General features: G+C 57.5%; 27 protein-coding genes. 16 read left to right on the top strand and 11 right to left on the bottom strand.

Annotation, left to right across the window (positions count from 1 at the left end; translation table 11 throughout):
• Positions 1-41: 41 nt before the first annotated feature.
• The 5 genes from ABJ99_RS08090 to ABJ99_RS08115 all read right to left on the bottom strand — a co-directional run bounded on the left by ABJ99_RS08090 (position 42) and on the right by ABJ99_RS08115 (position 4,041).
• Positions 42-1,189 (bottom strand): IS3 family transposase gene (locus ABJ99_RS08090; RefSeq protein ID WP_122235173.1). Its coding sequence is split into 2 segments (ribosomal slippage): positions 42-934 and positions 934-1,189, totalling 1,149 coding nucleotides; the frame shifts between segments, so codons are not numbered across the junction.
• Positions 1,190-1,366: 177 nt separating this feature from the next.
• On the bottom strand, positions 1,367-2,230 hold the full coding sequence (locus tag ABJ99_RS08100; RefSeq protein ID WP_054085379.1) for a DUF6279 family lipoprotein: 864 nt from the start codon (positions 2,228-2,230) through the stop codon (positions 1,367-1,369).
• A 69-nt stretch (positions 2,231-2,299) separates the two neighbouring features.
• Positions 2,300-3,028, bottom strand: coding sequence for a TorF family putative porin (locus ABJ99_RS08105; protein WP_054085380.1), 729 nt, complete (start codon positions 3,026-3,028; stop codon positions 2,300-2,302).
• Between the two features lie 143 nt (positions 3,029-3,171).
• Positions 3,172-3,687: a hypothetical protein gene (locus tag ABJ99_RS08110; RefSeq protein WP_054085381.1), complete on the bottom strand. Its 516-nt coding sequence runs from the start codon at positions 3,685-3,687 to the stop codon at positions 3,172-3,174.
• 165 nt (positions 3,688-3,852) lie between these two features.
• Positions 3,853-4,041 carry a hypothetical protein gene (locus tag ABJ99_RS08115; protein ID WP_002554403.1) on the bottom strand — a complete coding sequence of 63 codons (189 nt, stop codon included), beginning with the start codon at positions 4,039-4,041 and terminating at the stop codon, positions 3,853-3,855.
• Between the two features lie 305 nt (positions 4,042-4,346).
• Here ABJ99_RS08115 and ABJ99_RS08120 point away from each other — a divergent pair, with 305 nt between their 5' ends.
• Positions 4,347-5,183, top strand: coding sequence for a CvfB family protein (locus tag ABJ99_RS08120; protein WP_054085382.1), 837 nt, complete (start codon positions 4,347-4,349; stop codon positions 5,181-5,183).
• Between the two features lie 46 nt (positions 5,184-5,229).
• On the opposite strand, the gene ABJ99_RS08125 is transcribed toward ABJ99_RS08120, so the two are convergent.
• The gene (locus ABJ99_RS08125) at positions 5,230-5,862 is read right to left on the bottom strand and encodes a DsbA family oxidoreductase (protein WP_054085383.1); all 633 of its coding nucleotides are present in this window, start codon (positions 5,860-5,862) and stop codon (positions 5,230-5,232) included.
• Between the two features lie 134 nt (positions 5,863-5,996).
• On the opposite strand from ABJ99_RS08125, the gene ABJ99_RS08130 reads away from it, so the two are divergent.
• On the top strand, positions 5,997-6,398 hold the full coding sequence (locus tag ABJ99_RS08130) for a DUF2177 family protein (RefSeq protein WP_054085384.1): 402 nt from the start codon (positions 5,997-5,999) through the stop codon (positions 6,396-6,398).
• 93 nt (positions 6,399-6,491) lie between these two features.
• Here ABJ99_RS08130 and ABJ99_RS08135 read toward each other — a convergent pair whose 3' ends face one another.
• Positions 6,492-6,872, bottom strand: a complete 381-nt coding sequence (locus tag ABJ99_RS08135) for a hypothetical protein (protein WP_007248623.1) — start codon at positions 6,870-6,872, stop codon at positions 6,492-6,494.
• A 246-nt stretch (positions 6,873-7,118) separates the two neighbouring features.
• Here ABJ99_RS08135 and ABJ99_RS08140 point away from each other — a divergent pair, with 246 nt between their 5' ends.
• The 3 genes from ABJ99_RS08140 to def all read left to right on the top strand — a co-directional run bounded on the left by ABJ99_RS08140 (position 7,119) and on the right by def (position 9,094).
• Positions 7,119-7,310: a CsbD family protein gene (locus ABJ99_RS08140; protein ID WP_054085385.1), complete on the top strand. Its 192-nt coding sequence runs from the start codon at positions 7,119-7,121 to the stop codon at positions 7,308-7,310.
• A gap of 226 nt (positions 7,311-7,536) precedes the next feature.
• On the top strand, positions 7,537-8,508 hold the full coding sequence (locus tag ABJ99_RS08145; RefSeq protein ID WP_054085386.1) for a YihY/virulence factor BrkB family protein: 972 nt from the start codon (positions 7,537-7,539) through the stop codon (positions 8,506-8,508).
• 46 nt (positions 8,509-8,554) lie between these two features.
• A complete protein-coding gene (def, locus tag ABJ99_RS08150) occupies positions 8,555-9,094 on the top strand; it encodes a peptide deformylase (RefSeq protein ID WP_054085387.1) in 540 nt (179 codons plus the stop codon).
• Positions 9,095-9,124: 30 nt separating this feature from the next.
• Here def and ABJ99_RS08155 read toward each other — a convergent pair whose 3' ends face one another.
• Positions 9,125-9,529, bottom strand: a complete 405-nt coding sequence (locus ABJ99_RS08155; RefSeq protein ID WP_054085388.1) for a GNAT family N-acetyltransferase — start codon at positions 9,527-9,529, stop codon at positions 9,125-9,127.
• Between the two features lie 128 nt (positions 9,530-9,657).
• On the opposite strand from ABJ99_RS08155, the gene ABJ99_RS08160 reads away from it, so the two are divergent.
• Both ABJ99_RS08160 and ABJ99_RS08165 read left to right on the top strand, forming a co-directional pair.
• Positions 9,658-10,671, top strand: coding sequence for an ABC transporter substrate-binding protein (locus tag ABJ99_RS08160; protein ID WP_054085778.1), 1,014 nt, complete (start codon positions 9,658-9,660; stop codon positions 10,669-10,671).
• A gap of 124 nt (positions 10,672-10,795) precedes the next feature.
• The gene (locus ABJ99_RS08165; RefSeq protein ID WP_054085389.1) at positions 10,796-11,233 is read left to right on the top strand and encodes a nucleoside deaminase; all 438 of its coding nucleotides are present in this window, start codon (positions 10,796-10,798) and stop codon (positions 11,231-11,233) included.
• A 118-nt stretch (positions 11,234-11,351) separates the two neighbouring features.
• Here the strand turns inward: ABJ99_RS08165 and ABJ99_RS08170 are convergent, their stop codons facing one another.
• Complete coding sequence (locus ABJ99_RS08170; RefSeq protein ID WP_054085390.1) at positions 11,352-12,641, bottom strand: MFS transporter; 1,290 nt, start codon at positions 12,639-12,641, stop codon at positions 11,352-11,354.
• Positions 12,642-12,711: 70 nt separating this feature from the next.
• Positions 12,712-12,900, bottom strand: coding sequence for a hypothetical protein (locus ABJ99_RS29760; protein ID WP_054085391.1), 189 nt, complete (start codon positions 12,898-12,900; stop codon positions 12,712-12,714).
• Between the two features lie 248 nt (positions 12,901-13,148).
• Between ABJ99_RS29760 and ABJ99_RS08180 the strand changes: the two genes are divergently transcribed.
• The 5 genes from ABJ99_RS08180 to ABJ99_RS08200 all read left to right on the top strand — a co-directional run bounded on the left by ABJ99_RS08180 (position 13,149) and on the right by ABJ99_RS08200 (position 18,295).
• A complete protein-coding gene (locus ABJ99_RS08180) occupies positions 13,149-13,970 on the top strand; it encodes an alpha/beta fold hydrolase (protein ID WP_054085392.1) in 822 nt (273 codons plus the stop codon).
• On the top strand, positions 13,960-15,135 hold the full coding sequence (locus tag ABJ99_RS08185; protein ID WP_054085393.1) for a PAS domain-containing sensor histidine kinase: 1,176 nt from the start codon (positions 13,960-13,962) through the stop codon (positions 15,133-15,135). Before ABJ99_RS08180 ends, ABJ99_RS08185 begins: the two co-directional genes overlap by 11 nt.
• Positions 15,136-15,321: 186 nt before the next feature.
• Complete coding sequence (locus ABJ99_RS08190; RefSeq protein ID WP_054085394.1) at positions 15,322-16,518, top strand: GAF domain-containing sensor histidine kinase; 1,197 nt, start codon at positions 15,322-15,324, stop codon at positions 16,516-16,518.
• Positions 16,519-16,736: 218 nt separating this feature from the next.
• Positions 16,737-17,069, top strand: a complete 333-nt coding sequence (locus ABJ99_RS08195; protein ID WP_054085395.1) for a hypothetical protein — start codon at positions 16,737-16,739, stop codon at positions 17,067-17,069.
• Between the two features lie 62 nt (positions 17,070-17,131).
• Positions 17,132-18,295 carry a PQQ-dependent sugar dehydrogenase gene (locus ABJ99_RS08200; protein ID WP_054085396.1) on the top strand — a complete coding sequence of 388 codons (1,164 nt, stop codon included), beginning with the start codon at positions 17,132-17,134 and terminating at the stop codon, positions 18,293-18,295.
• An 84-nt stretch (positions 18,296-18,379) separates the two neighbouring features.
• Here ABJ99_RS08200 and ABJ99_RS08205 read toward each other — a convergent pair whose 3' ends face one another.
• The gene (locus tag ABJ99_RS08205; RefSeq protein ID WP_054085397.1) at positions 18,380-18,691 is read right to left on the bottom strand and encodes a PepSY domain-containing protein; all 312 of its coding nucleotides are present in this window, start codon (positions 18,689-18,691) and stop codon (positions 18,380-18,382) included.
• 294 nt (positions 18,692-18,985) lie between these two features.
• Here ABJ99_RS08205 and ABJ99_RS08210 point away from each other — a divergent pair, with 294 nt between their 5' ends.
• The 4 genes from ABJ99_RS08210 (at position 18,986) to ABJ99_RS08225 (ending at position 24,195) form a co-directional block, all read left to right on the top strand.
• Positions 18,986-21,160 (top strand): TonB-dependent siderophore receptor, encoded by a 2,175-nt coding sequence (locus ABJ99_RS08210; protein WP_054085398.1) that lies wholly within the window; start codon positions 18,986-18,988, stop codon positions 21,158-21,160.
• 177 nt (positions 21,161-21,337) lie between these two features.
• A complete protein-coding gene (locus ABJ99_RS08215; RefSeq protein ID WP_054085399.1) occupies positions 21,338-22,630 on the top strand; it encodes an MFS transporter in 1,293 nt (430 codons plus the stop codon).
• Between the two features lie 398 nt (positions 22,631-23,028).
• Entirely contained in the window at positions 23,029-23,298 is a 270-nt protein-coding gene (locus ABJ99_RS08220) for a helix-turn-helix domain-containing protein (protein ID WP_054085400.1), read from the top strand.
• A 162-nt stretch (positions 23,299-23,460) separates the two neighbouring features.
• Positions 23,461-24,195, top strand: coding sequence for a hypothetical protein (locus ABJ99_RS08225; protein ID WP_054085401.1), 735 nt, complete (start codon positions 23,461-23,463; stop codon positions 24,193-24,195).
• The last annotated feature ends 108 nt before the right edge of the window (positions 24,196-24,303 follow it).

The following is a 24,303-nucleotide window of genomic DNA, read 5'->3' on the forward strand; positions in this document are numbered from 1 at the left end:
TGTAGTGGTCAACTTTTTCCGGACACCTCAATCGGTGATTGTCAGGCCGCTTGCCGCTCATATTGATTGGGCGGCACGTAGCCCAGCGTCGAGTGCAGTCGCCCCTCGTTATAGAACCGCACGATGTAATCCGTAATGTCCTTTATTGCTTCGCCGTGGTTGGCGTAATCCTTTCTCCAGGTGCGTTCCATTTTCAGGTTAAGGAAGAAGCGCTCCATCACTGCATTGTCCCAGCAATTGCCTTTTCGGCTCATGCTGCAACGCATCCCGTTACGAGTCAGCAAGGCCTGATACGCCGCTCCCGCGTACTGACTCCCTCTATCCGAGTGGGCAATCAGACCCGGCTCAGGCCGCCTTTGAGCGATGGCTAACTGCATCGCGCTAGTCACCAACTCAGCCCGCATATGGGGTGCCATGGCCCAGCCCACGATCTTGCGCGAGAACAAGTCCATCACCGCGGCCAGATACACCCAGCCGCTTCGCGTGCGGATATACGTGATATCCGCAACCCATGACTGATTGATAGCCTCAGGGTTGAACTGGCGGTTGAGAAGGTTTTCAGCCACCGGCAAGTTGTGATTACTGTTGGTCGTATGGACAAACTTGCGCTTCCAGATCGGGCGCAAACCCTGTTGTTTCATGAGGCGACGAACCTTGAAGCGACCGATGGACATACCTTCACTGCGCAGCGAGTTCACCAAACGGCGACTACCGTAGCAGTGCTCTGTTGACTCGAATGTCGCCTTGATCATAGCCGCCGCCGGGCAGACGGGCTTGGGCTTCTGGCGACGTTGATGAGCTTCATAGAACCCTGAACGACTGATCCGCAAAACCCGGCAGATATGAGCCACCGGGTAGGCCTTGCGTTGTAATTGGTGAACCAGTTGATGGATCACTTCAATTCGCGGGCAAAGAAGGCCGTAGCTTTTTTTAGGATGTCGTTATCCATTTTCAGCTCACGAATCTGCTGCTCCAACTGGCGAATTCGTTGCTGCTCATTGGTCAGCGGGTTGCCAATTCCCGGCCCACCCAGCAGTTCGGCCTTGTATTGCTCAACCCAGCGCCGCACCGCTGTATCACTCAGATTCATGTCAAGACAGACCGAGTTCACACTCTGGCCCTGATCGACGATGAGCTTGCAGACATCAAGCTTGAAGGCTGCATCGAATTTTCTGTATTTCTTGGTCATGGTGACTCCTCAATGGGTGTAGTTTCACCCATTGAGGTGTCCGGGGTCATTAGACCAGCTCANGGTCTGCTCCTACACAAGCAGGAGATGCAGGTGCTTACAGAGCTGCTTCTGCCCGGAGGGCGTAGGAGCTTCAGGAGGTTACGACGGCGGCATCCAGGGACTTTTGTCTGGCGCTTACTGCTGCGACTTCAAGCAATCCAGATCAGTGAAATCCTTGCGCATGTCAGCGATCCGGCTCAGCAAGCGGGTGCGTTGTTCCGGGGTGCTCATGGCGGTGATGTCGACGATCAGGGAGATTGCAGCTTTTTCGGTCTGGTCGTAGGCCTTGCGGTATTCCGGCGTCCAGAATGTCTCACGGTCCTGCAACAGGGCGGCGATGCGCTGCGGGAAGTCGCTGGACTGTCGCTGCTGCACGGTGGCAAGGAACAGGTTCTGCCAGCGCGTGCGGTTGTCGATCCAGGCCTTGTTCTGTTCGCCGAGCGAGGCGGACCAGCTCTGGATGCGATCCTTCTGTGCCTGATTCAGCTTGCCGATCCACGGCGTCAGGCGCTTTTGCATGCGGTCGGCGCGCTCGGCGATCTGGCGCTCAAGCGGCTGGTCGAGGTATTTGTTCTCGCGTTTGCGCTGATCCTTGGCAAACGACTCCTGCATCTCCTGCACCTGCTTGTCATCAAAGCGCGACAGCAATTCGACGGCAGACGGCGTGATCTCTCGGGAAATCTTCGATATCGCCTCTTTGGCCTCGCGGGTACGGGCCTCAAGACCCTCGTAGGTCACCTGATCGTTCTTGACCATGTCCTCCAGCGTGTCCAGCCAGGCCAGATAGCTCGGCAACTGGGTGCTGCAATGCCAGCTCAGATGCTCTTTGAGGCGCGTATCCAGCCAGCCTTTCTGTTCCGAGTTCATGTCCAGATAATCGCTGAGCGTCCACGGAATGATCACGTCGAGATTGCGATACGCCAAGCCCACCTGATTGCATCCGGCAAGCAGTGAGATGGTCATCAACAGTGTAATGAAGCCTTTGACAAGAGACGGCATGACAACTCCTTGGCGTACTGACCTGCAGTAGAGGAGTGTAGTGGCTGGCAGTTCAACCCGGCTGGTGAGTTAAAAAAACGCTCGCACGGCTTTTAGCGTAAATGTGCCGTCGCACCGCGCGTTGTGGCCGCTGTAAACGCTGCAGTCACCGCCGCTCAGGCTGGAGCCGCTGTAGATCAGGTTCATGTCGATGCCCAGCCAGGGGCGTGACAAGTTCAGTGACCAGTCGTTAAAGCCGCTGATCAGGCTGCCATCGGTAGACGCCTGCGGAAGGTCGAATTGATGATTGGCGTACTGCATGCGCACGCCCACGCCCAATCGCTCGATGGCCCCGAGGTCGACGAATACGGTGCTGTCGCGGCTGCCGACATCGTTACTGAATGCTGCGCCAACCCGACTGTTGAGCATGCGCAACCCGGCGTAAAACTCGTGGCTGTCGACCTGATCGGTATCCGGGTAGCTGTAGCGGATCATTCCCAACTCGTAGCCCAGCGTGTTATCGAAGGGTTTTTTGAAACCCATGTACGAGTCAAGCTCCATCCCCGAGTCGGAGGCGAAGCCCATGTTGGGGGTCCACTGGCCGAAGTAGAAGCCGCTTTGATGGGTCAGGTCCAGCCCGCCATGAAACGAGTCCGAACTGCCACTGGGCGTCACCAGCCCTTGCGCCATGCTGCGTGTGGGTGTGGTGGCAAGTTTCAGGTCGAATTGACCCAGGTCCCGCTCCAGAACCTGGGCAGAAACGGTATGAGAGAAAATCAAAGCGCTGAAAGACAGCACATGTAAGCGATGGCTGAGCATGGCTCACTCCTTGATCTGCGAGGAGTGTGGTCAAAAATGGCGTATCGAAAAATGGCTGGGGAGCCGACACAAGCCGCGTGCTAGAGCGCTGTAAGGATACCGTCGAAATACTGCCCGGAATAACCGTTCGTCGATCCGCCGGTCTAGTGGTCGACTGTTGCCACGTTGGCGGATGGAATGACCAGCCCGCGAATGACCACCAGGGCCTGCTCGAAAGACGGATAACCGCTCTTGGCGACGTCCAGTTCGGCGTACTCGGAGCGATAGTGCTCGGACAATTGCGGGTCGCTGATGCTCAATTGCTGGGAGAGCAGGGCGATGGCCAGCGGGTGCTTGTGTTTTGCAGCGGTTTGCAACAAGTCGACGATCTGCTTCTGATCGGCCTGCTGGCGGATCAGCAATACCGCCTGATAGAACTCCGCTTCGCCCGACGCATCCTCGATGCCGGCACGGCGCAGGATGGCTTCGGCCAGTTCGTAATTCTCGCGGTTATCTTCGCTGATCAACAGTTTGGCCTGGAGCATGTCGTTCTGATACAGCAGATGCTCTGCCCGGCAAGGGCTGTCGGTAAGCTGACTGTCATTGGGGCCATTTTCGCAGTGGTGCGACGCGCAGCCACCGAGATAGACAAGTGCGCCGAAAAGCATCCAGTTCTTCATTCGAGCATTCCGCAAATGAGACAGCGTCCAGAGCGTGGTCCAGCTCGTGGCCATAGTGATATCAGAGAAGAGAGTAGCAGCGAGACCGGAAGAATATCCAGCGAAGGATCGTCAATCTAGCGCCTTGGCGGCAAGACGCATAGAGATCGACTGGCGCAGGCAGTGTTACTTTTTACCCAGATTGATCTGTTTGGACGGTGCGAAAGTCTGGCCACTCACGCCTTTGGCAATTTGCTGAATTTCGCCGCCGGATTTCAGGAAAGCCGCGATTTGCGCATTGATCGAGTCGCTCGTTTCAACGGCTGGGGCGGGTTTGGCTTTCGAGTGGGATGCTTTGATACGCATGGCTGCCATTTACCTTCATAAACGTAATACGGCCAGCCAGAATACAGGAAATGCCGGAATCCTGCTTGGCAAATATGGCAGCTGTCAGGTGACATATAAAGATGGCATCCGCCGTCGGAATGCTCCGTAACCCGCGTAAATAACTGTTTCTAATCAAAAGATCATGGGCGTCTACACAGGGCAGATGTGCCAGGCCCACGTAAGCCTGTCAGGGAAACTGACGAGCGGATGTCTCGTTTGCTCCTGGACTACGCAGCGCGAACCCGGACACAAAGTCGGGTAGAATGCCGCCCACGTAATGAGGGTATCTGGAAATGGCTTTAATCGGGCGCTACAACAGCTTGCAAATCGTCAAGCACACTCACTTCGGTCTGTATCTGGATGGTGCGCAGGACGGCGAAATTCTGCTGCCCAATCGCTACATCCCCAAGGATGTGCCGACCGAAGATGAAGACTGGCTCAACGTCTTCGTCTATCTGGACAGCGAAGACAAGCTGATCGCCACCACTGAAAAACCCAAGGTTCAGGTGGGTGAGTTCGCCAGCCTCAAGGTGGTCGAAGTCAACAGTATCGGGGTGTTCCTCGACTGGGGCCTGCCCAAGGATCTGCTGCTGCCGTATTCTGAAGAGAAGCGCACCTTGCAGGCCGGCGAATATTGCGTGGTGCACGTTTATCTCGACAAGCACACCCGGCGCATCACGGCCACTGCGCGGCTGGATCGCTATCTGGACAAGACCCCGGTCAACTACAGCGTCGGGCAGGAAGTTGACCTGCTGGTGGCGGAAGCGACCGACATGGGCTTCAAGGCCATTATCAACAACAAGCACTGGGGCCTGATTCACAAGAACGAAGTGTTCAAATTCATGCGTGCAGGCAAGCAGGAAAAAGGCTTCATCAAGGAAATTCGCGCCGATGGCAACATCAGCCTGAGCCTGCAACCGGTCGGTGCAGAAGCGGCCAGCAGCCTGAATTCGAAGATTCTTTCCAGGCTGCGCGAAAACAACGGCACGTTGCCGGTCAGCGACAAGAGCGATCCGCAGGTCATCAGCGGTCTGTTCGGCGTCAGCAAGGGCAACTTCAAGAAGGCCATTGGTGCGTTATACAAGCAGGGGCAGATCGTGATTCACGCCGATCGTATCGATCTGGTCTGACCGATCGTTGCCTGCCCGGACACCCTGAGCGTGCGCTCGATGCACCTCAGGCCCAGGCTGCGAGTGCATCGATTTCCCGGCTCAGGCGCTCGAACGGCAGCGTGCCGTTGAACACCCTGGCTTGCTCCAGCGCTTCGTCGCTGTGCCGCAGCAGTATGGCGGGTACGGCCCTGAGCCCCAGTTTCTGCGCCAGTTGCTGGTCTGCCAGCACTTGAGTTTCGTAATGGCTGGCGGTAAGCGCCCGCTCCAGCGCCTGGTGGTCCAGGCCGACGCCGCCGCCCAGTTCCAGCAACGTGTGCACCTCGCCTATGTTCAGGCCCTTCTCGAAAAAAGCCTTGAAGGCTTCCTTGTGAAAAACCTCGAAACGCCCCGTTTCGCGGGCAAATGCTGCGGCTTCCAGGGCCTTGCGGCTGCGCGGCTGGACGGTCGGCATTTTCATCACGATCTGACGCCGGTCAGCCATTGGCAATACTGAGCGTGACCAGGTTTCGCGCAGGTAATCGGCATTCGGATCGAGCGCAGTCAGCGGGTCAGGACGCAATTCGAACGCGTGCCAATTGAATTCGAGCCGCTCGCCGTAAGTCTGGCCAAGCTGCTCCAGGACGGACAACTGCAAGTAGCAGAACGGGCAGACATAGTCGCTCCAGACATCGATTTTCAGCGGGGCAACAGTGTTCATTCGAAAAAAACTCCTCAACGCTAGTTAACACTGACTGCTGTAAGCGCTGAAAAGTTTTGACAATGGAAGGATCAATTTACGTCGCTGACCGGTCATATCGTTATTCAGGCCTTTCATCTTGATCAAGGAGTTCCATGAAAAAATATCTTGCGGCTTACTTCGCCACACTGCTGGCGTTTCTGATCCTTGATGGCCTTTGGCTGGGTGTGATCATGGGACCGACTTACCGCGAATGGCTGGGGCCACTGATGCTGCCCACGCCGGTGATCGGGCCGGCGGTAGCGTTCTATCTGCTTTACGGGGTGGGCGTAGTGGTGTTCGGCGTAATGCCTGCGGTCCGCGAACAGCGCTTGGGGCGGGCGACGCTGTACAGCGGTCTGCTCGGGCTGGTCGCTTACGGCACGTATGATTTGACCAACTGGGCGACGCTGCAGGGCTGGCCCGCGCAACTGGCGCTGGTGGACCTGGCCTGGGGCACGGTGGTTTCGGCGTTGGCCGGGACGGCGGGGTATCTTGCGGTGCGCCGCTTTACTTGAGCTTGCTTCACTTGATGTTGTCGGCTGACAGCAACCCTGTCGACAGCCTGAAAAGTCGCAATCAGGCGACTTTCATTCAGCGCGACAGCGTGCTTACTTTTGCAGAAAGCCGGCAAAGCTCAGGTTGCTGCCCTTGGGGCGCATGTCTTTGAGGAACGAGTCCTTGTCGGCGCTCAACTCCAGGCTGACGGTCGGCTTGCGCTTGTCGGCATTGCGCACCTCAAGGCCTTCCATGTGATCGCGCATGAAGACTGTGGTCACTTTCAGATGCAGCAGTTGATCAGTCTCAGGCGTGTGCATCAGCAGGTGCAGCCACTCGTACTGACCTACTTGCAGGCGCGGGACCGGCAGGTCGAACCACCAGATGTTGCGCTTGGGGTCGAGCACGGCAAAGTGAGTGTTGTTGACGCCAAGCACTGCGCCGCCCAGATCCTGGTTTCTGCGCGCAATGGCCAGCTTTTTATCGAGTTTCATAATGTTCCTGCCAATCGGATTGTTCAGCCTGTCGGCCTTGCCGGCACAACGGTGCCGCGCATTCTCGCACAAAGTTCGTCACAACTCGCCGTGAACGCACGAAATGCAGGCATGCATGGCAGTAGACGAGCGGTACAAACGCACCGAAATATTCTTGCAACTCTTGGCGCGGGGCGCGGGTCAATCATTACGTCGAGTACGACATCCGATTCCAGTGCGGTCCTCAGCAGACCCAGGAGATTTTCGATGAGCAGCACCAGCGATAAAGTCAAAGGCATGGCCAACGAAGCAGTTGGTAACGTCAAGCAGGCTGTTGGCAAGGCTACCGACAATACTAAGCTGCAGGGTGAAGGCAAGGCGCAAGAGCTGAAAGGCGAAGGCCAGCAGGCAAAAGGCGAAGTGAAAGACGCTATCAAGAAAGGCATCGACAAGGTGTAAGCTGACCGTTTCCGGCGTTTGAACACCCGGAACAGGCGACACTGCTAACGGCCATCCGCGGATGGCCGTTATGCTTTCTGCGCTGTGGAAGTGAAACCTTTCATGACCTGTCCAGTCAATGTGCCATCGGTAATCGCAGGACCGTTCCATTGGAAGTACCGGCCGATGCAGGAAATTCCGGTCTTCAGGATGTTAGGTATTCCAGTACGGAGCGAGAGGAAGCGCCATGATTTTTCCCCATTTGCGTCATTTGCGAATCAGTAAAGTGCTGGTGCGCACCGTCAACGAGTTTCTCGATGACGAGATGTCCACCTATGCCTCGGCACTGGCTTACCAGATGCTGTTTTCGTTGTTCCCGTTCCTGTTGTTCCTGATCGCATTGATCGGCTTTTTGCATTTGCCGGACTTTTTCTCCTGGCTGCGGCTGCAATCCGAGTTCCTGTTGCCACCTCAGGCCCTTGAACAGGTCAACCCGGTCATCGATCAGTTGCAGCAATCGAAGGGGGGGCTGCTGTCGATCGGTATCGTGATCGCACTGTGGACAGCTTCTGCTGGCGTGCGCCTGATGATGAGCGCCATGAACGCCGCTTATGATGTGGTCGAAGGCCGGCCGATCTGGAAACGTTTTCCCCTGTCGATCCTGTACACCATCGGGATTGCCGGCATGTTGCTGGCAGCGGCGGCTTTCATGGTGCTCGGGCCGCAGGTCATGAACTGGATCGCCGCCCAGGTCGGCATGGAAGAGTTCATCGTCACGCTGTGGACCATCCTGCGCTGGCCGGCCATCATTCTGCTGCTGATGATCGCTGTCGCGCTGATCTATTACGTGATGCCTGACGTCAAACAGGAATTCCGCTTCATCACGCCGGGTTCGGTCCTGGCGGTCGTGGTGTGGATCGTGGCCTCACTGGCATTCGGTTTCTACGTCAAGACTTTCGCCGACTACAACGCCATGTACGGCAGTATCGGCGCGATCATCGTGTTGCTGCTGTACTTCTATATTTCGGCTGCCGTGCTGTTGCTGGGCGCGGAAATGAATGCGGTGATCGAGCACATGTCGGCCGAAGGCAAGGAAGCCGGCGAAAAAGAGCCGGGCGATGGTCTGGGCGACGAGCAGAACGAGGACGGCGGTAAACAGCATGTGTCCGGTCTGGGTCGCGATCACTCCGTGCCGCTGGCCAAGCCTGATGAAACCTGATCGGTAACTGTGGCAAGATCGCTTTTTACGTGAAGGGCAGGTGGCAATGATCCGTAACATTCTGAAGATGGGCGATGAGCGTCTGCTGCGCATTGCCCCTCCAGTGCCCACGGAAATGTTCGGCAGCAGCGAGCTGAATACACTCATTGCCGACATGTTTGAAACCATGCACAGTGTCAGTGGCGTGGGGTTGGCGGCACCGCAGATCGGTGTCGACCTGCAACTGGTCATCTTCGACTTCGAACGTAACGAGCGTTATCCGCAGGCCGAAGCGGTTCCCCAGACCATTCTGCTCAACCCGCTCATTACGCCCCTGAGCCCCGAGCTCGAAGAGGGTTGGGAAGGGTGCCTGTCGGTGCCCGGCTTGCGTGGCATGGTCGACCGCTACCAGAGCATCCGTTACGAGGGTTTCGATCCCGAAGGCAAGCCGATCGAGCGCATCGCCCGCGGTTTTCACGCGCGGGTTGTCCAGCATGAATGCGATCACCTGATCGGCCGTCTATACCCGTCGCGCATCACCGACTTCAGCAAGTTCGGTTTCATGGACGTCATGTTTCCGGACATGGACCCCAACGCTGACGAATGATCGGCCAGCAACTCAGGCTTCTCCACATCTCTATCGACACAAGGCAATCAGCGGCTTGCTGCGGCTGTAGCGCATCAATCGCTCGCCCAGGGGCTGTGGCAAACGCTGGGCAACGTCAAAACCCATACGTTGATAAAACGCCAGCAGATCAGGATGGCAAAACAACCAGACGGGGCCTTCCAGCGAGCGGGTTGCAGCGCCGATCAGGCCGTGTGCCACGTGCTTGCCGCGCATCGAAGGCGCCACGAACAGAGCGTTCAGCCAATGACCGTCCGCCACCGGGCTGAGGCTCAACGCGCCGATAATGTCCGGTTGTCTGGCCACCCACACCTCGCCCTTGCTGGCGGCGCGCATCGATGACTGATGCTCGCGATAGAACTTGCCCAGCAAGGGGCGGCAATCGTCAGGCAGCGTACAAAAGGTGATGTCGGACATCGCGGGCGGCTCGACAGCTCGGAATGAAGGGCTAGCATCATACCGCGACAACTAATGGTGTCGCGCCGGTGTCGATACTTTCAGGCTTCCCAAGCCAATCCGATCCTGCCATGCCATCCGAGGTGTACATGAGACTCCTGACACGACTGCTGGGCTGTTCACTGCTGGCGCTGGGACTGCTGGGTCAGTCAGTATCTGCGGCTGACAACGCTGCGCCGATCCGCTTTGGCGCGTTGACCTGGGAAAGTGGCAGCCTGATCACCGAAGTGCTGCGCACCCTTGTTGAAAAAGGTTACGGCTACCCGACCGATACCTTGCCCGGCAGCACCGTGAGCCTGGAGACCGCGCTGGCGAAAAACGACATTCAAGTGATCGCCGAGGAGTGGACGGGGCGCAGTCCGGTGTGGATCAAGGCTGAAGCCGAAGGCAAGGTTTTCGGCGTGGGCGATATCGTCAAAGGCGCGACCGAGGGCTGGTGGGTGCCGGAATACGTGATTAAAGGTGATGCGGCCAAGGGCATCAAACCCATGGCACCTGACTTGAAGTCGGTGACCGATCTGGCGCGCTACAAGGACGTCTTCAAAGACCCGGAATCGCCGGACAAGGGGCGATTCCTCAACAGCCCGAGCGGCTGGACCTCGGAGATCGTCAACACCCAGAAGCTCAAGGCTTACGGGTTGAATGACAGCTTCGTCAACTTCCGCACCGGCTCGGGCGCAGCGCTCGACGCAGAAATCGCATCCTCCATTCGGCGCGGCAAGCCGGTGCTGTTCTACTACTGGTCGCCAACGCCACTATTGGGCAGCTACAAGCTGATCAAGCTGGAAGAACCGCCTTTTGACGCCGACGCCTGGAAAACCCTGACCGATGCCAGCAATCCTGCTCCGCGTGGCAGTGCGTCTCTGCCTGCCAATCTGTCTGTCGGCGTTTCTGCCGAGTTCAAGAAGCAGTACCCGGAACTGGTGAGCGTCTTCGAAAAAGTCGATCTGCCGATTGATTTGCTCAACACGACACTGGGTGAAATGAGCGCGAAACATCAGGACCCCAAGGTTGTTGCCCAAGCCTTTCTGAAACAGCATCCGGACATCTGGAAAGCCTGGCTGCCTGTCGAAATCGCGAACAAGGTCAGTGCCGGTCTGTGAGCCTGGCCAGGCGGCTGGCCGGGTGATCGAGCGACCTCGCGCGCCGCCGCTTTTGCCGGTATGGTGCAAGTGAGCGGCCGACACGGCGCTGCAACACTGACAGTCAACGACACGGAGCAAGATCATGGACGCATTCATGCAAGCTGCAATTGATGAAGCACGACTCGGGCTTGATGAGGGTGGCATTCCCATCGGCTCGGTCATCGTGCACGACGGCAAGATCATTGGCCGCGGCCACAACCGTCGCGTTCAGGAAGGCAGTCCGACCCGGCATGGCGAAATGGATGCGCTGGAAAATGCCGGTCGCCAACCGGCCAGCGTCTACCGTGACGCGGTGCTCTACACAACGCTGTCACCCTGCGCCATGTGCAGCGGCGCGATCCTGCTCTACGGCATCCGCACCGTGATCGTGGGCGAGCACCAGTCGTTCATGGGCGAAGAAGAGCTGTTGCGCTCCCGCGGCGTAAGCATTGAGGTGCTGGATAACGCCGAGTGCAAGGACATGATGCAGGGCTTCATCAAAAGCAAGCCTGAACTGTGGAACGAAGACATCGGTGAGTGAGGCGTAAAAGCCTAATGCTCCGTTGCCTGCGCGGAGCATGGGCGCAAGTGTCAGTTGGATGAGGGCGTCGGGGAGGTTTCTTCATATCCAGCGGGACAGGGAGATGGCACACACCGTTCTATAGCGCTACGGCCTCATGTTTGCGGACTCGCTGGCCGGCTAACATAAAAGCGCCGCCTACCAATAGCAGCGCTGCGGCGATGAGGATGTAACCACCATACACACCTGGCCTATAGTCGTTCATCAAGCTCTGCGTCAGCTCAACAGTTTGAGAACACACAAGAGTCCCTGTCAGCGAAGAAATGGACAGCACCGGTGTGATAGTTGCAGACACTCGCCCCATGTAACCGGTAGGCACCGCCTCCTGAAGCATTGGCCCCTGAACAATCGCAAACACTGCGAAGAAGAGCCCGCAGCACAGCATTAGTATTAGGGCCAGGTAGAACGGGGGGTGAAGTGAGTACCCTATGTAGCTCAATCCCATACATAGCAGCGAGAACGTAAATGCTTGGCCGACGCTGAAAAACGCCAAAACTCGCCGCGCCAGCAAGCTTGCAATCAGTCCTCCTACAGGAAATGCGGCAAGGATCAGTCCATAATCTTCAGCTTTTAGCGCCAAAGTTCTAAACGCATAAAGCGAAAGGGCTACGTTGTTGACGCCTAGAGAAAAGCCATATAAAGCAATACCAATCAGCAGCGTTCGGATTGAAGCGTGCCGCCACGAGAACCGCAAGCCATCCATGAGCCCACTCCAGAATGGCAATCTCTCGTGCTTGCCCGACAATCTATTACGAAGGCCTCGGGTTGAAGCGATGCAGAGCGCCGAACAGACGAGCGCCAGCACGTTAATTACCATTGCCCACACAGGACCTACCCAAACGAATAATGCCGGTCCTACGGATGCTGAAAGGACTGAAATTCCAGTCAGGGAAAACATAGCTTTCGCAGACGCCTCTACCCGTCGCTCAGATGGAATGACTATTTGCATGATGGCTTGACGTGATGGGTTGAAGAACTGTGCTGCGACGCTATTGAAGAACAGCAAGATCAGTATCCCGGCCAGCGTTTGCATTTGTTCGAGATCTGAATGTAAATAAAGAACAAAAAAAACTACAAAATTGAGCGCCCTGATGACGTCAGCACTGATCATCACGAAAAGGGGAGTCAGGCGATCTACCCACACTCCGGCAAGCGGGGCTACGAGTATACGAGGAATAGCAGACGCCGCTATCGCCAGCCCTATGGCGGTAGGCAAGAAGGTACTGCCGTAAAAAAGGTCGGTTGCCAGCCAGACTATTACGGTGGCTTCGAAAACAAATTCTCCAAAGGACGAAAGTGCTTGCCCTAGCCACAAAAGCGAAAAATTTCTGCTGATGAAAAAATCTGTGAAGCGCTTCCTTACTTTCATGGCTCTTGCCTATAGTTCTGCATATGTTCATAAGCGTCGAGGCAGAGTACCCGGAGCACGCCGTTCAGCGTCAAGCGATCATCTGCGCGCGGACGTTCGCCACGGCGGCACCAGTGAAGATATCTGCAGCCAGGTCCCAGGCTACGTCAGGGAGTTCATAACGTTTTGCAATTGTCTTCCTGGCTGTGAAGGCTAGGCTCTGTACGGAAAGTGGCTGCGCTCGGTGATGCTGCGTTAAAAACAGGCGCGGAATGCTCATTTACAACCCGTAGAGTCGAACGCGACCCCGGCCGTTCCTTGCCTGTTTTTGCCTTGCCTGACCTTCGCTCGCCGACTTTTCGTACAGAGCCTGGAGGCTCTACAGAAATCGGTATTTCAAGGGATTTCGTACAGAGCTTAAAATTCCGTTTGTGCCACTAGTGTGCCTTTAACGATGGTAGTCTCTTCTCACCCTCATTAAATGCATGCACCATGGCGGTTGCGTGGCTATCTTTTTTGGAGCCCGACATGTCGGTCCTACAGCGCAACAACGTGAAAATCATGGGCGACGGACTGGCCACCCTGGTTTTTGCCCACGGCTTTGGCTGCGATCAGCACATGTGGCGGTTCATGGCTCCGCACTTTGCAGAGCGTTTCAAGGTCGTGCTGTTCGACTTGGTGGGCAGTGGCAATTCCGACGTTTCGGCTTGGTACCCGCACAAATACGCGTCGCTCAAAGGCTACGCAACTGATCTGCTGGAGCTGGTCGACGAGTTTGCCGGGAGCGGGCCTGTCATTCATGTCGGGCACTCGGTCAGTTGCATGATTGCCGTGCTTGCCGAGCTCCAGTCGCCGGGCCGGTTTGCCGGCCATATCATGATCGGCCCGTCGCCTCATTACCTTAATGACGGCGATTATGTGGGTGGATTCACTCGTGCCGACGTCGACTCGCTGTTGGAAACCCTCGAAAGCAATTATCTGGGCTGGTCGAGCACTATGGCGCCGACCCTGATGGGCGCTTCCGACCGTCCTGAGTTGGGCGAGGAACTTGCCAGCAGCCTGTGCCGCACCAACGCCGATATCGCCAAGCAGTTTGCCCGCGTGACCTTCCTGTCTGATCATCGCGCCGATATCGAAAAGCTCCAGAGCAAAACGTTGATTCTGCAAAGCAGTGATGATCTGGTGGTACCCGTTCAGGTTGGCGAGTACATGCATCGGGTCATCCCAGGCAGCACGCTGCACATGATCGATAACGTCGGGCACTACCCGCACATGAGCGCACCGGAGGCATGCATAACCGCCATGAATCTGTTTCTGGATGCAGACGAGAGCGTTGAACATGGCGGTTGAACAGGTGAGTCTGCCGGTGACGGAAGCACTGTACGAGCACGCCGCCTGCGGACTGCTGGTTACGTTGCCCAATGGCACCATCGAGCGTGCCAACCTGACCTTTTGCCGCTGGCTGGGTCTGGAGCGCGAGGCGGTCCTGGGTCGTCGTTTTCAGGACTTGCTGAACATGGCAGGCAAAGTCTTTCTACAGACGCACTGGGCTCCGATGTTGCAGACTCAGGGGTCGATCGCTGAAGTCAAAGTCGAGTTGGTCCACGCCGACGGTCACTCGGTACCGATGATGCTCAACGCCGTGCGCCGTGAGTACCCGTCCGGTTTTCTGCACGAAGTCGCAGTGTTCCTCGCCGAAGAGCGCAATAAATACGAGCGCGAACTGCTCGCAGCACACCGGCTGGCCGAGGAACTGCTGCAGCATCAGATGACCGTTCAGACCGAGCTGACTTCCGCGCGTAATCGTCTGCGTCTGGCCCACGCCGAAGCAGAGATCCGGGCGATTTTTGCCGAGCAGATGATCGGCATCGTCAGCCATGACCTGCGCAACCCGCTGGCTGCGATAAAAATGGCTGCCGGCCTGCTGGAGCGGACGCAACTGGAATTGCGCCAGGAACGGATTCTGGGCCACATCCACCATTCGACTGACCGTGCCGACCGCATGATCGTCGACCTGCTGGATTTCACCCACGCGCGCGTCGGCAGCGGCATTACCGTTGCCCTGCAGCCAATAGACCTGCACGCCGTTGTCGCCCGTGGTGTCGAAGAATTGCGTCAGGCATTCCCCGAGCGGGTCCTGATTCATCGCAGCGAAGGCGAGGGCGCCTGTACGGCCGACCCGGATCGATTGCTGCAACTGCTTGGCAACCTGGTGAGGAATGCCGTTGCCTACGGTGCTCAGGGCAGCGACATCGTGATCGTCTCGTCATTCGACAGGTATGTGATCAGGCTGTCCGTGCACAACTTCGGTGAGCCGATACCCATGGAGAAAGTCGATGACCTGTATGAGCCGGTAGTGCGCGTGGTCAGCGACAGTGACGAAACCCGTACGGTCGGGCTTGGGCTGTTCATTGTCCGCGAAATCGCCCGGGCGCATCTGGGCGAGGTGACAGTACGCTCCTCGACAGAGGAAGGCACCACCTTCACAGCGACTTTCCCCCGCCCGCCCGCCTGACGCCTGCTGCCCCGGATTGACACTCTGGCTCAGAGGTAAAAGGTCAGTGTGTTCCAATGTATTTCGGACGGTTTCTGCGCAGGTGAGCCGGTCATCCCGGGGCTTTAACTTCTCTGGTGCACAAAAGCCGCGACGGCCTTACCATGGCGGGCTTTAATCCCCCGCAAGCTTGCTGACAGGTCCGAAATGCGGCACTCCGTTGCAAACGATATTGCCACCATCAGCCGAATCAGTGCTGTGCCGGCCATTTTGCAGGTCATCACCGAATCCACTGGCTTGGGGTTCGCCGCCATCGCGCGCGTCACGGAAAGTTCGTGGACCGCCTGTGCCGTGAGAGACAACCTGAATTTTGGTCTGGAGCCCGGCGGCGAGCTGGAGCTGATCAGTACCATCTGTCACGAAATACGCAGTTCTCATCAGCCGGTGGTGATTGATCACGTGGCTCAGGATGCGCTGTTCTGCGAGCATCACACCCCACGGCTGTACAACTTTCAAAGCTATATTTCGGTGCCGGTGTTCCTCACCGATGGCAGCTTCTTCGGCACGATCTGCGCGCTGGACCCCAAGCCCGCGAAACTCGACGGTACGCCAATCGAGGCCATGATGGTGTCGTTCGCGCGTCTGCTGGCCTTGCAGATCGAGGCTGAGGAAAGCATGCAGCAGGTGCAGGCCGACTTGCTGGCAGAGCGCGAATTGGCCGAGCTGCGCGAGCAGTTCATTGCCGTTCTCGGCCATGACCTGCGCAATCCGTTGTTTGCCATCACGGCCAGCGCCGAGCTGTTGCAGCGCCATACGCCGGACGAAAAGACCCTGCAGATCGCCCGGCACATCCTGACGTCAGGCAAGCGCGCATCCCAGTTGGTGGATGACGTGCTCGATTTTGCCCGTGGCCGAATGGGGCATGGCATCCCGCTGAGCATTCAGGATGCCGAAGGCCTGGACAACACGCTTGAGCACGTGGTGTCGGAGATACAGCGGGTCTATCCGTCGCGATTGATCGAGTCCGGCATCGGCAGGCTGGAGCGCATTCGTTGCGACCACGAGCGGATCGCCCAACTGCTCTCGAATCTGGTCTCCAATGCGATCACCCATGGCGATGCCGACAGCCCGGTACAGGTCGCAGCAGAGGTGCAAGGTGAGCTGTTTCTGCTCAGCGTGACCAATCAGGGGGAGCCGATACCCGCGTCGATCCGTTCGCGACTGTTCCAGCCTTACTCGCGGCCGGTGACAGGTGCGCCTCAGGCCGGGCTGGGTCTGGGGCTGTACATCGCCAGCGAGATCGCCTTGGCTCATGGCGGCACGCTGAGCGTGTGCTCAAGCCGGGAGCAGGGCACGATTTTTACATTCAGCATGCCGCTCAATTCAGCGAAAACAGCTTTCTGAACTGACCGATCATTGCTCGCAGCCCCGGACGTTCTGCACGTCAAGCCGCTCCGAATCCGCCTTCTGCCCGATGCTGCGCTGATGGGCGTTGGCAGAAGCTGACCATTCTTGTTACAAACTCTCGCACCGCTTTGCTTGCTCATCGGGATCGCCCGGTCGAACCTGACGGCTCATCTGCCATCCAACACCCGAGTCTTCACCGTTTCGCAGAGGTCATGATGAACAGTTTTGCGCGCAATATCATCTGGATCGTGCTCGGCGTGTCAGCGAGTGTCAGTGTTGCCCAGGCACAAACCCTGCCGAACAGCACGCTGAACAACGGTGCCAGCAGCAACTCCACTGACGGTCCGATCCGTCGGGCCAACCCCAACAGCCGTCAGGGGACCGAATCGAGTACGCCGTCCGGCCGCGCGCCGAACATTGCGCCGCCGGTGCGCAGGCCAACGCTGGAAAACGGCGGCATCGGTAATGGTCAGCCATCCCGCCAGACGACACCGCGTCCTGCCACGCCTTCGATTTCACCTCCACCTTCACTTCAGCGCGACAACTGAATCGTCAAAACCGCGTGCCCCTTTTCAGGCGGTACGCCCATTCAATGCATAAGGAATCGCCCATGTTGAGAAAAACCCTGATCGCGACACTGTGTACGGCGGGCATATTGAGTCTGCCGCTGACTGCCGGCGCCGCTACAGAGAACTACAAAAGCGAGCTGGGCACGGTGACTGTCAGCCAGGTGGCTGGCGGCTTGAATCATCCATGGGCCGTGGCCTTCCTGCCCGATAAGAAAGGCATGCTGGTCACCGAGCGTTCCGGCAATCTGCGGCTGGTGACGGCCGACGGCAAGTTGTCGGCACCTCTCTCAGGCGTGCCGGAAGTCTGGGCACAGAAGCAGGGCGGTCTGCTCGACGTGGTGCTGTCTCCGGACTTCGCCAAAGACCGGATGGTTTACCTGACGTATTCCGAAGGCAACGGCAAAACCGCTGCCGAGGGCGACAAAGCCGGTACAGCGGCAGGACGAGGCCGCCTGTCCGCCGACATGACCAAGCTGGAAGGGTTTGAAAAGATCTTCACTCAGGAACCAAAACTGTCGGTCGGCAACCACTTCGGCGCGCGGCTGGTCTTTGACCGGGACGGTTACCTGTTCATAGCACTGGGCGAGAACAATAATCGCCCGACGGCTCAGGACCTCGACAAACTGCAAGGAAAGGTCGTGCGCCTCAATGCGGACGGCGGTGTACCGAAAGACAACCCGTTCGTTGGGCAAAAAAACGTACGTCCGGAAATCTGGTCTTACGGCCACCGTAACCCGCAAGGTGCGACCCTCAACCCTTGGACGGGTACGTTGTGGCTGGACGAGCACGGCCCCAAGGGCGGCGATGAGGTGAATATCGTCGAGCGTGGGCAAAACTACGGCTGGCCGCTTGCCACGCATGGCATTGACTACTCGGGCGTGCCGATTTCCGAGGCCAAAGGCAAGTTTGTAGAGGGCACCAAAGTACCGTTTCAGGTCTGGGAGCAATCGCCGGGCGTAAGCGGCATGGCGTTTTATGACCACAACCAGTTCAAGGCGTGGGATCACAGCCTGTTCATTGGCGCGCTGGCGACTGAAGAGTTGATTCGCCTGCAGTTCGATGGCGACAAGATCGTCCATGAAGAGCGTCTGCTCAAAGACATGAAGCAGCGTATACGCGATGTGCGTCAGGGGCCTGACGGGTATCTGTACTTGCTGACCGACGATGACAATGGAAGTGTGTTGAAAGTGGGTTTGGCTAAATAACCGGGTTTCATTCGTAATGAATAAGAAAATTCCCACAAGAGTGTGGGAATTTTCTTTATATCGTTAACGAGTTGGGTGACAGGATCAATTGTCCTTGGCGTCACGCACAACTTCACCGGTCTTGGCGTCAACGTCGTAGTTCCACTCGGTTCTGTCTTTGGTGTTTTTCAGTTCGATCTGATAAACGAGACGGCCGGTGCGGTCTTTGTCCAGTTCTGTGTCGTGGACAGTGAAACCAGGGTGCTTGGCCAGCGCCTGCTTGTTGAACTGTTCGAAGTCGCCGACAGTGCCAGCCTTGTGCAGGCGAACGACTTCATCAGGGCCGATATCGGCTTGGGCAACTCCGGCAGCAGCGGTCAGGGTAACGGCAGCGAAGAGGGCAGAGATAAGTTTCATGACATTTCCTTCGGATTGAACTGTTTTAATGGATGCGTGATGCGCTGATGGGTTCAGCGTTTTTGTTGAAGCCAGATTAGCCATGCAGACTTAATCCACGCTTAATTATCCATGTGCGCTTTTCTTTTCGTCCATGAGCTTGTCGCCTGCTTCGTAAGTATAGTTTTCCAGCGCAATGCTTGCTGCCAGGTTTGCACGCCAGGCTTGAAAAAAATCACCGTTGAACGTAAAAGGTGGCCCCCTGCCGGAAGGTGCCTCGCGGCTGTCCAGGCCAGCCCCTCCGGAGTCAGCCCCATGAGTACGCCCTACCGACCTGCCTTGCGATTCGCTCGGCGTCTGTTGCCCTTGAGCATGGCCGTCGCCTCGCCTTTGCTGGCGGCCGAGGCTGTGAATCTGGAAGCGGTCAATGTGACGGGGCGCAGCGATCAGGACAGCGCCACTGACTATCAAGCCAGTCGGGCGTCGATTGCCGGATTTGATCAGGCCTCGTTGCTGGACACCCCCGCGTCGGTATCGGTCTTTACCGAAGCCCTGCTCAAGGATCGCCAGGCCAGGCTGCTGAGTGACGTACTGCGCAACGACGCCTCGGTGGGTGACGGCTACGCGCCGGTGGGCTACTACGAAAATTTTGTGGTGCGCGGGTTTGCCCTGAACGCGGCCAATAGCTACCGCATCAATGGCCGAAGCATCGCCGGTGAGCAGAATGTAGCGCTGGAAAACAAACAGCAGGTCGAATTGCTCAAGGGCCTGTCCGGTCTGCAGAGTGGCGTGTCAGCGCCTGGCGGCGTGATCAACTATCAGACCAAACGGGCGCAGGCTGTGCGGTCGGTCACGGTGTCCACCAATGAACACGGCGAGCGCTATCTGGCGACCGACCTCGGCGGCTGGTTTGGCAGCGAACAACAGTTCGGACTGCGCGCCAACCTCGCCCATGAAGACATCCGCTCCTATGTGCAGCACGCTGACGGCCAGCGCGATTTCGCGTCGCTGGCGTTCGACTGGAACATCAGCGAGCGCGCCTTGCTGCAACTCGACGTCGAATACCAGACCAGGGAGCAGCGCTCGGTGCCGGGCTATCAACTGCTCGGTGGAACGACGCTGCCCCACGATGCGTCGCCGCGCAAGCTGTTGGGTTATCAGCGCTGGTCCAACCCGGTCGGGATCGATTCGCTGAACCTGAACGGTCGCTTCGAATACCGCTTCAGCGATGCCTGGAAGGGCAGCCTCAGCGCCTCGCGCAGCCGGGTGGTGATCGACGACTACAGCGCTTTCGCCTGGGGCTGCTACGGTTCGGCCAGTTGCGCGGCAGAGGCGGTACCCAATCACTTCAGCGCCGAGGGCGGCTACGATATCTATGACTTTCGCAGCCCGGATGACACGCGTCGCAACGACGAAGTCGAGGCCGCGATGTCCGGCACGTTCACGACCGGTTCGCTCGAACATGAGCTGACTGTCGGCACCAGTGCCTATCGGCGCACGGTGGACACGCGTGGCACGTTCAACGAGTTCGTTGGCTCGGGCAACATCAACCAGTCGCCGCAAGCCGTTGCACCGTCGACCAAGGCCCTGCCATCGACCGAACGCCGTCTGGACAGCCGTCAGTACGGGGTGTTCGTCACTGACAGGATCAGCTTCAACGAACACTGGCAGACCGTGCTGGGCGGTCGCCAGGTGCGGCTTGATGAACAGGCGTTCGCCGAGGATGGCAGTGATGCGCGGCATACCGAGCGTTCGGTATTCCTGCCTCAGGCGGCGTTGATCTACAAACCGGTGGACAACCTTTCGCTCTACACCAGCTATAGCAAGGGCCTGACATTGGGCGGAACTGCCGCCTGGTTCACCCGCAATGCCAGCGAAATCCTCGCGCCGACCGTGTCGAGGCAGCTGGAGGCGGGCATCAAGTACGACTGGCAGCGCCTGAGCATGACGGCTGCGCTGTTTCAGGCGCGGCAGGCGTATCAGTATTCCAGGCCCAACGATGACGGCACCTTCACCTATGTTCAGCAGGGCGAGCAGAAGAACACCGGGCTGGAACTCGGTGCCAGCGGTTGGGTGACGGAGCGTCTGCAACTGTCGGCCAGTGCGGCGGCCATCCGCGCACGCGTCGAAGGCAGCGGTACCGAGGCTTATGACGGCCATCAGGCGCTGAATGTGCCCAGATACCGCGCCGCCCTGCAAGCCGATTACAGCCTGCCAATCCGCGGTCTGGCGCTGCTCGGCGGCGTGCAATACAGCGCGAGCAAATATGCCGACCGCGCGGGAACGGTGCAGGTCAACGACTATGCGCTGTTCAACGCAGGCAGTCGTTATAGCACCCGAATCAGCGGCTACGACACCGTCCTGCGCCTGACCGTGGACAACCTGTTCGACAAGCGCTATTGGCGCGATGCTGGTGACTACCTGGGCGACGACTATCTGTTCATAGGGGCACCCAGAACGGCAAGACTGTCGGCTTCGGTCAACTTTTGAGCGGATAGACCGTACTGGTACGCGAAGCGTCCTGAACGGCATGATCGTTATAGACAAGCCTGAACGCCCCATACCCCGAAGCAAAACTCAGTTCCGTATCAGTGGGCCTGCAAGCTTTGCTATTCTTCGCGCCCTGCGAGCGCCGGGCGCTCTTTTCAGCCATGTTTCGGAAGCTTCATGACGGCCATCGTACAGCCCACTCCGCAGCCTTTCAGCAGAGCCGATTACAAGACCTTGAGCCTTGCGGCGTTGGGCGGGGCGCTGGAAATCTACGACTTCATCATTTTCGTGTTTTTCGCGCTGACCCTCAGCCAGCTGTTCTTTCCGCCGGACATGCCTGAGTGGCTGCGCCTGCTGCAAAGCTTCGGCATCTTTGTTACGGGCTACCTGGCGCGCCCATTGGGCGGAATGCTGATGGCGCACTTTGCCGACCGACTGGGACGCAAGCGGGTGTTCAGTCTCAGTATTCTGATGATGGCACTGCCTTGTCTGCTGATTGGTGTCATGCCCACCTACGCACAGATCGGTTACTGGGCACCGCTGGTGCTACTGACGCTGCGCATTCTGCAAGGTGCCGCGGTGGGGGGCGAAGTGCCAAGCGCATGGGTGTTCGTCGCCGAGCATGCGCCCGAGGGCCGTCGCGGCTACGCACTGGGCGTGCTGCAAGCGGGCCTGACGTTCGGTTATCTGTTGGGCGCGCTTACTGCCGCCTGGCTGGCGCGGGTCTTCAGCCCCGCAGAGATCCTCGACTGGGCATGGCGCATACCGTTCCTGCTCGGCGGTCTGTTCGGTGTAGTGGGTGTGTGGCTGCGCCGCTGGCTGAACGAAACGCCAGTATTCATCGCGATGCACGCCCAGCGCGAGCATCAGGCAGGGCTGCCGCTGGGCCATGTGCTGCGTGATCACCGGCAATCCCTGCTGCCTGCGGCATTGCTCACATTCGTACTGACCTCCGCGGTGGTCGTGCTGGTGGTGATTACCCCGACCGTCATGCAACAGCGTTTCGGTATCAGCGCCGGCGACACCTTCGCGCTGAGTGCCATCGGCATCGTGTTTCTCAACCTAGGCTGCGTGCTGGCAGGCAGACTGGTCGACCGAATCGGTGCTTGGCGTGCGGCCAGGATCTACAGCCTGTTGATGCCGATGGGTATCTGCGTGCTGTACGCCAGCCTCATCGAGCAGTGGCTGCCCCTCGGCATTGCCTACGCGATTGCCGGGATGGCGTGCGGTATTGTCGGCGTGGTGCCTTCGGTGATGATCGGGCTGTTCCCTGCGAGCATTCGTGTTTCGGGCATCTCCTTCACCTACAACATCGCCTACGCGCTCTGGGCCAGCACCACGCCACTGATGCTGATCGCGCTGATGCCCTGGAATATCTGGGTCTGCGTGTTGTACAGCCTGATCATGGGCATCACAGGGTTACTCACTGCCACGGTGTACGGCAGACGCCGGAACATAAAGGCCGCGTAGCCAAGAAAAACGAAAAGTTCCGCAAGTTCCTCTGTGTAATTGTAACAACTGATTGTAATTCTCATTGCGCAAGTTTATCTTGCGGCTGTCCGCCTATGCGTTGCTTTTAACTTGGTCTGCTCTAGCTGTGCTATAGCAAGCGGGCCAGCTTGCGCCTTATTGTGGGAGTAGCGAAATAATCGTATGGGGGTTTTCCGTATTTTTTGTAGGAAGTTTCCTTGTGTTGGGATTTAAGAGTGCTTTGATTTTTTGATCAGGGCATTCGTCATAGAGCGTCATGGAGAGGTGTGCGAATAATGGAAGAAACAAGCCTAAATAAAACGAACTCCGTGCCGATTTATTCTTTAAGTCATGGACTGCAAATGTAGGACTGATCTTACAAATTGTCTTTGGGCAAAATGATGGCAAGAGGGAATATCATGTGGGTGACGATGAGAGAACAAGAGGTTCTAGGCCTGTTGCTACAGGGCTTCACGAACAAGGAGATCGCCAAGCAGCTCAGTATCAGTGGCTATACAGTACGCGATCACGTGTCTTCGCTGCTCAGAAAAAATCAGGTCAAAACCCGCGCCGAGCTTATGGCTCGCTGCGTATCGCTATTGATACCGATAAAAAATACGCCACCCCCTACATCTGTCGGATTGTGCAATGAACAGGTTCATACATAATGTGTCTTGAAATAAGCGCTACTTATTAAAGCGCTCAGTATCTCCGGACACTGCCCACTGCATCGATAAAAAGCATGTTGCTTCCTGGCGGTTACAGGGTTGGCCCTCTGGCTGTCTGTACAAAGGGATGAGTACAAAAATCAAATAATAAAGGAGTCATTCATGACTGTTTGTTTGCGTCAAAGCGAGTCAGTATCCGATCAGTCACTGCGATTGGACCCTTACCGATCCGGCCTGAATCTGACAACAGAATTTCAGCAACTGGCGACGCGACAATCCGCGCTTTCGGTCCCTCAACTGGCGGAGCAGCAGGCAGCGTTGTCAGGCCCCGCCGGTCTGTTTGTAAAGCTTTCCCGTCAGCTCCGTATGTATGGCCGTCAGTCACCTTCGCTCGAAGACCTGGAATGGTTGCGCGGGCGTAAACGTCAGGGCCTGGCCGAGCGTGCCGTCCAGTTCGCGCTGGGTCTGCATTGTCGCCGGCCTGAGGCGGAGAACCCCTTCAAAGGCATGTCGCGGGAAGAACTGTGCTGCATCGTGTTCGACGATCGCTCGCTGCATACACTGGTTGAGCGATACGCCGCCCGTGAAGCGCTGCGTCAGCAGGACAGCGAATACTTCGTCAAACTGATCGCCACCACACGGGAAACCGTCGAGCGCCGGATTGTCTTCCATGGTCTGCTGGAACACTTCGACAGGCTGTTGCCCATCGAAAAAAGTATCTACCCGCTCCACTATCGGACTGTCCAGCAGGCGCACCTTGATCATGAAGAAACCCTTTACGGCAAGCTGATACTGGATCAGCCCATCAGTGCACTGCTGAATATGCACTCGCCTGAATGGTTGTTGAATAACCTGTCTTCTTTTGAGCTGTCCATTGATTGGGAGCGTGTGGGGTAGGTGATGACACGGAATGTCAGATATTTGCCGGAAGTGAACGTCATTCAATCTGATGCTGGCAGAAGTCAGCTGGCAAAATTTTTATAAGTGGATGTTGATTTTTTAATA

This window comes from Pseudomonas syringae pv. cilantro (assembly GCF_001293775.1).
Classification (GTDB): domain Bacteria; phylum Pseudomonadota; class Gammaproteobacteria; order Pseudomonadales; family Pseudomonadaceae; genus Aquipseudomonas; species Aquipseudomonas syringae_P.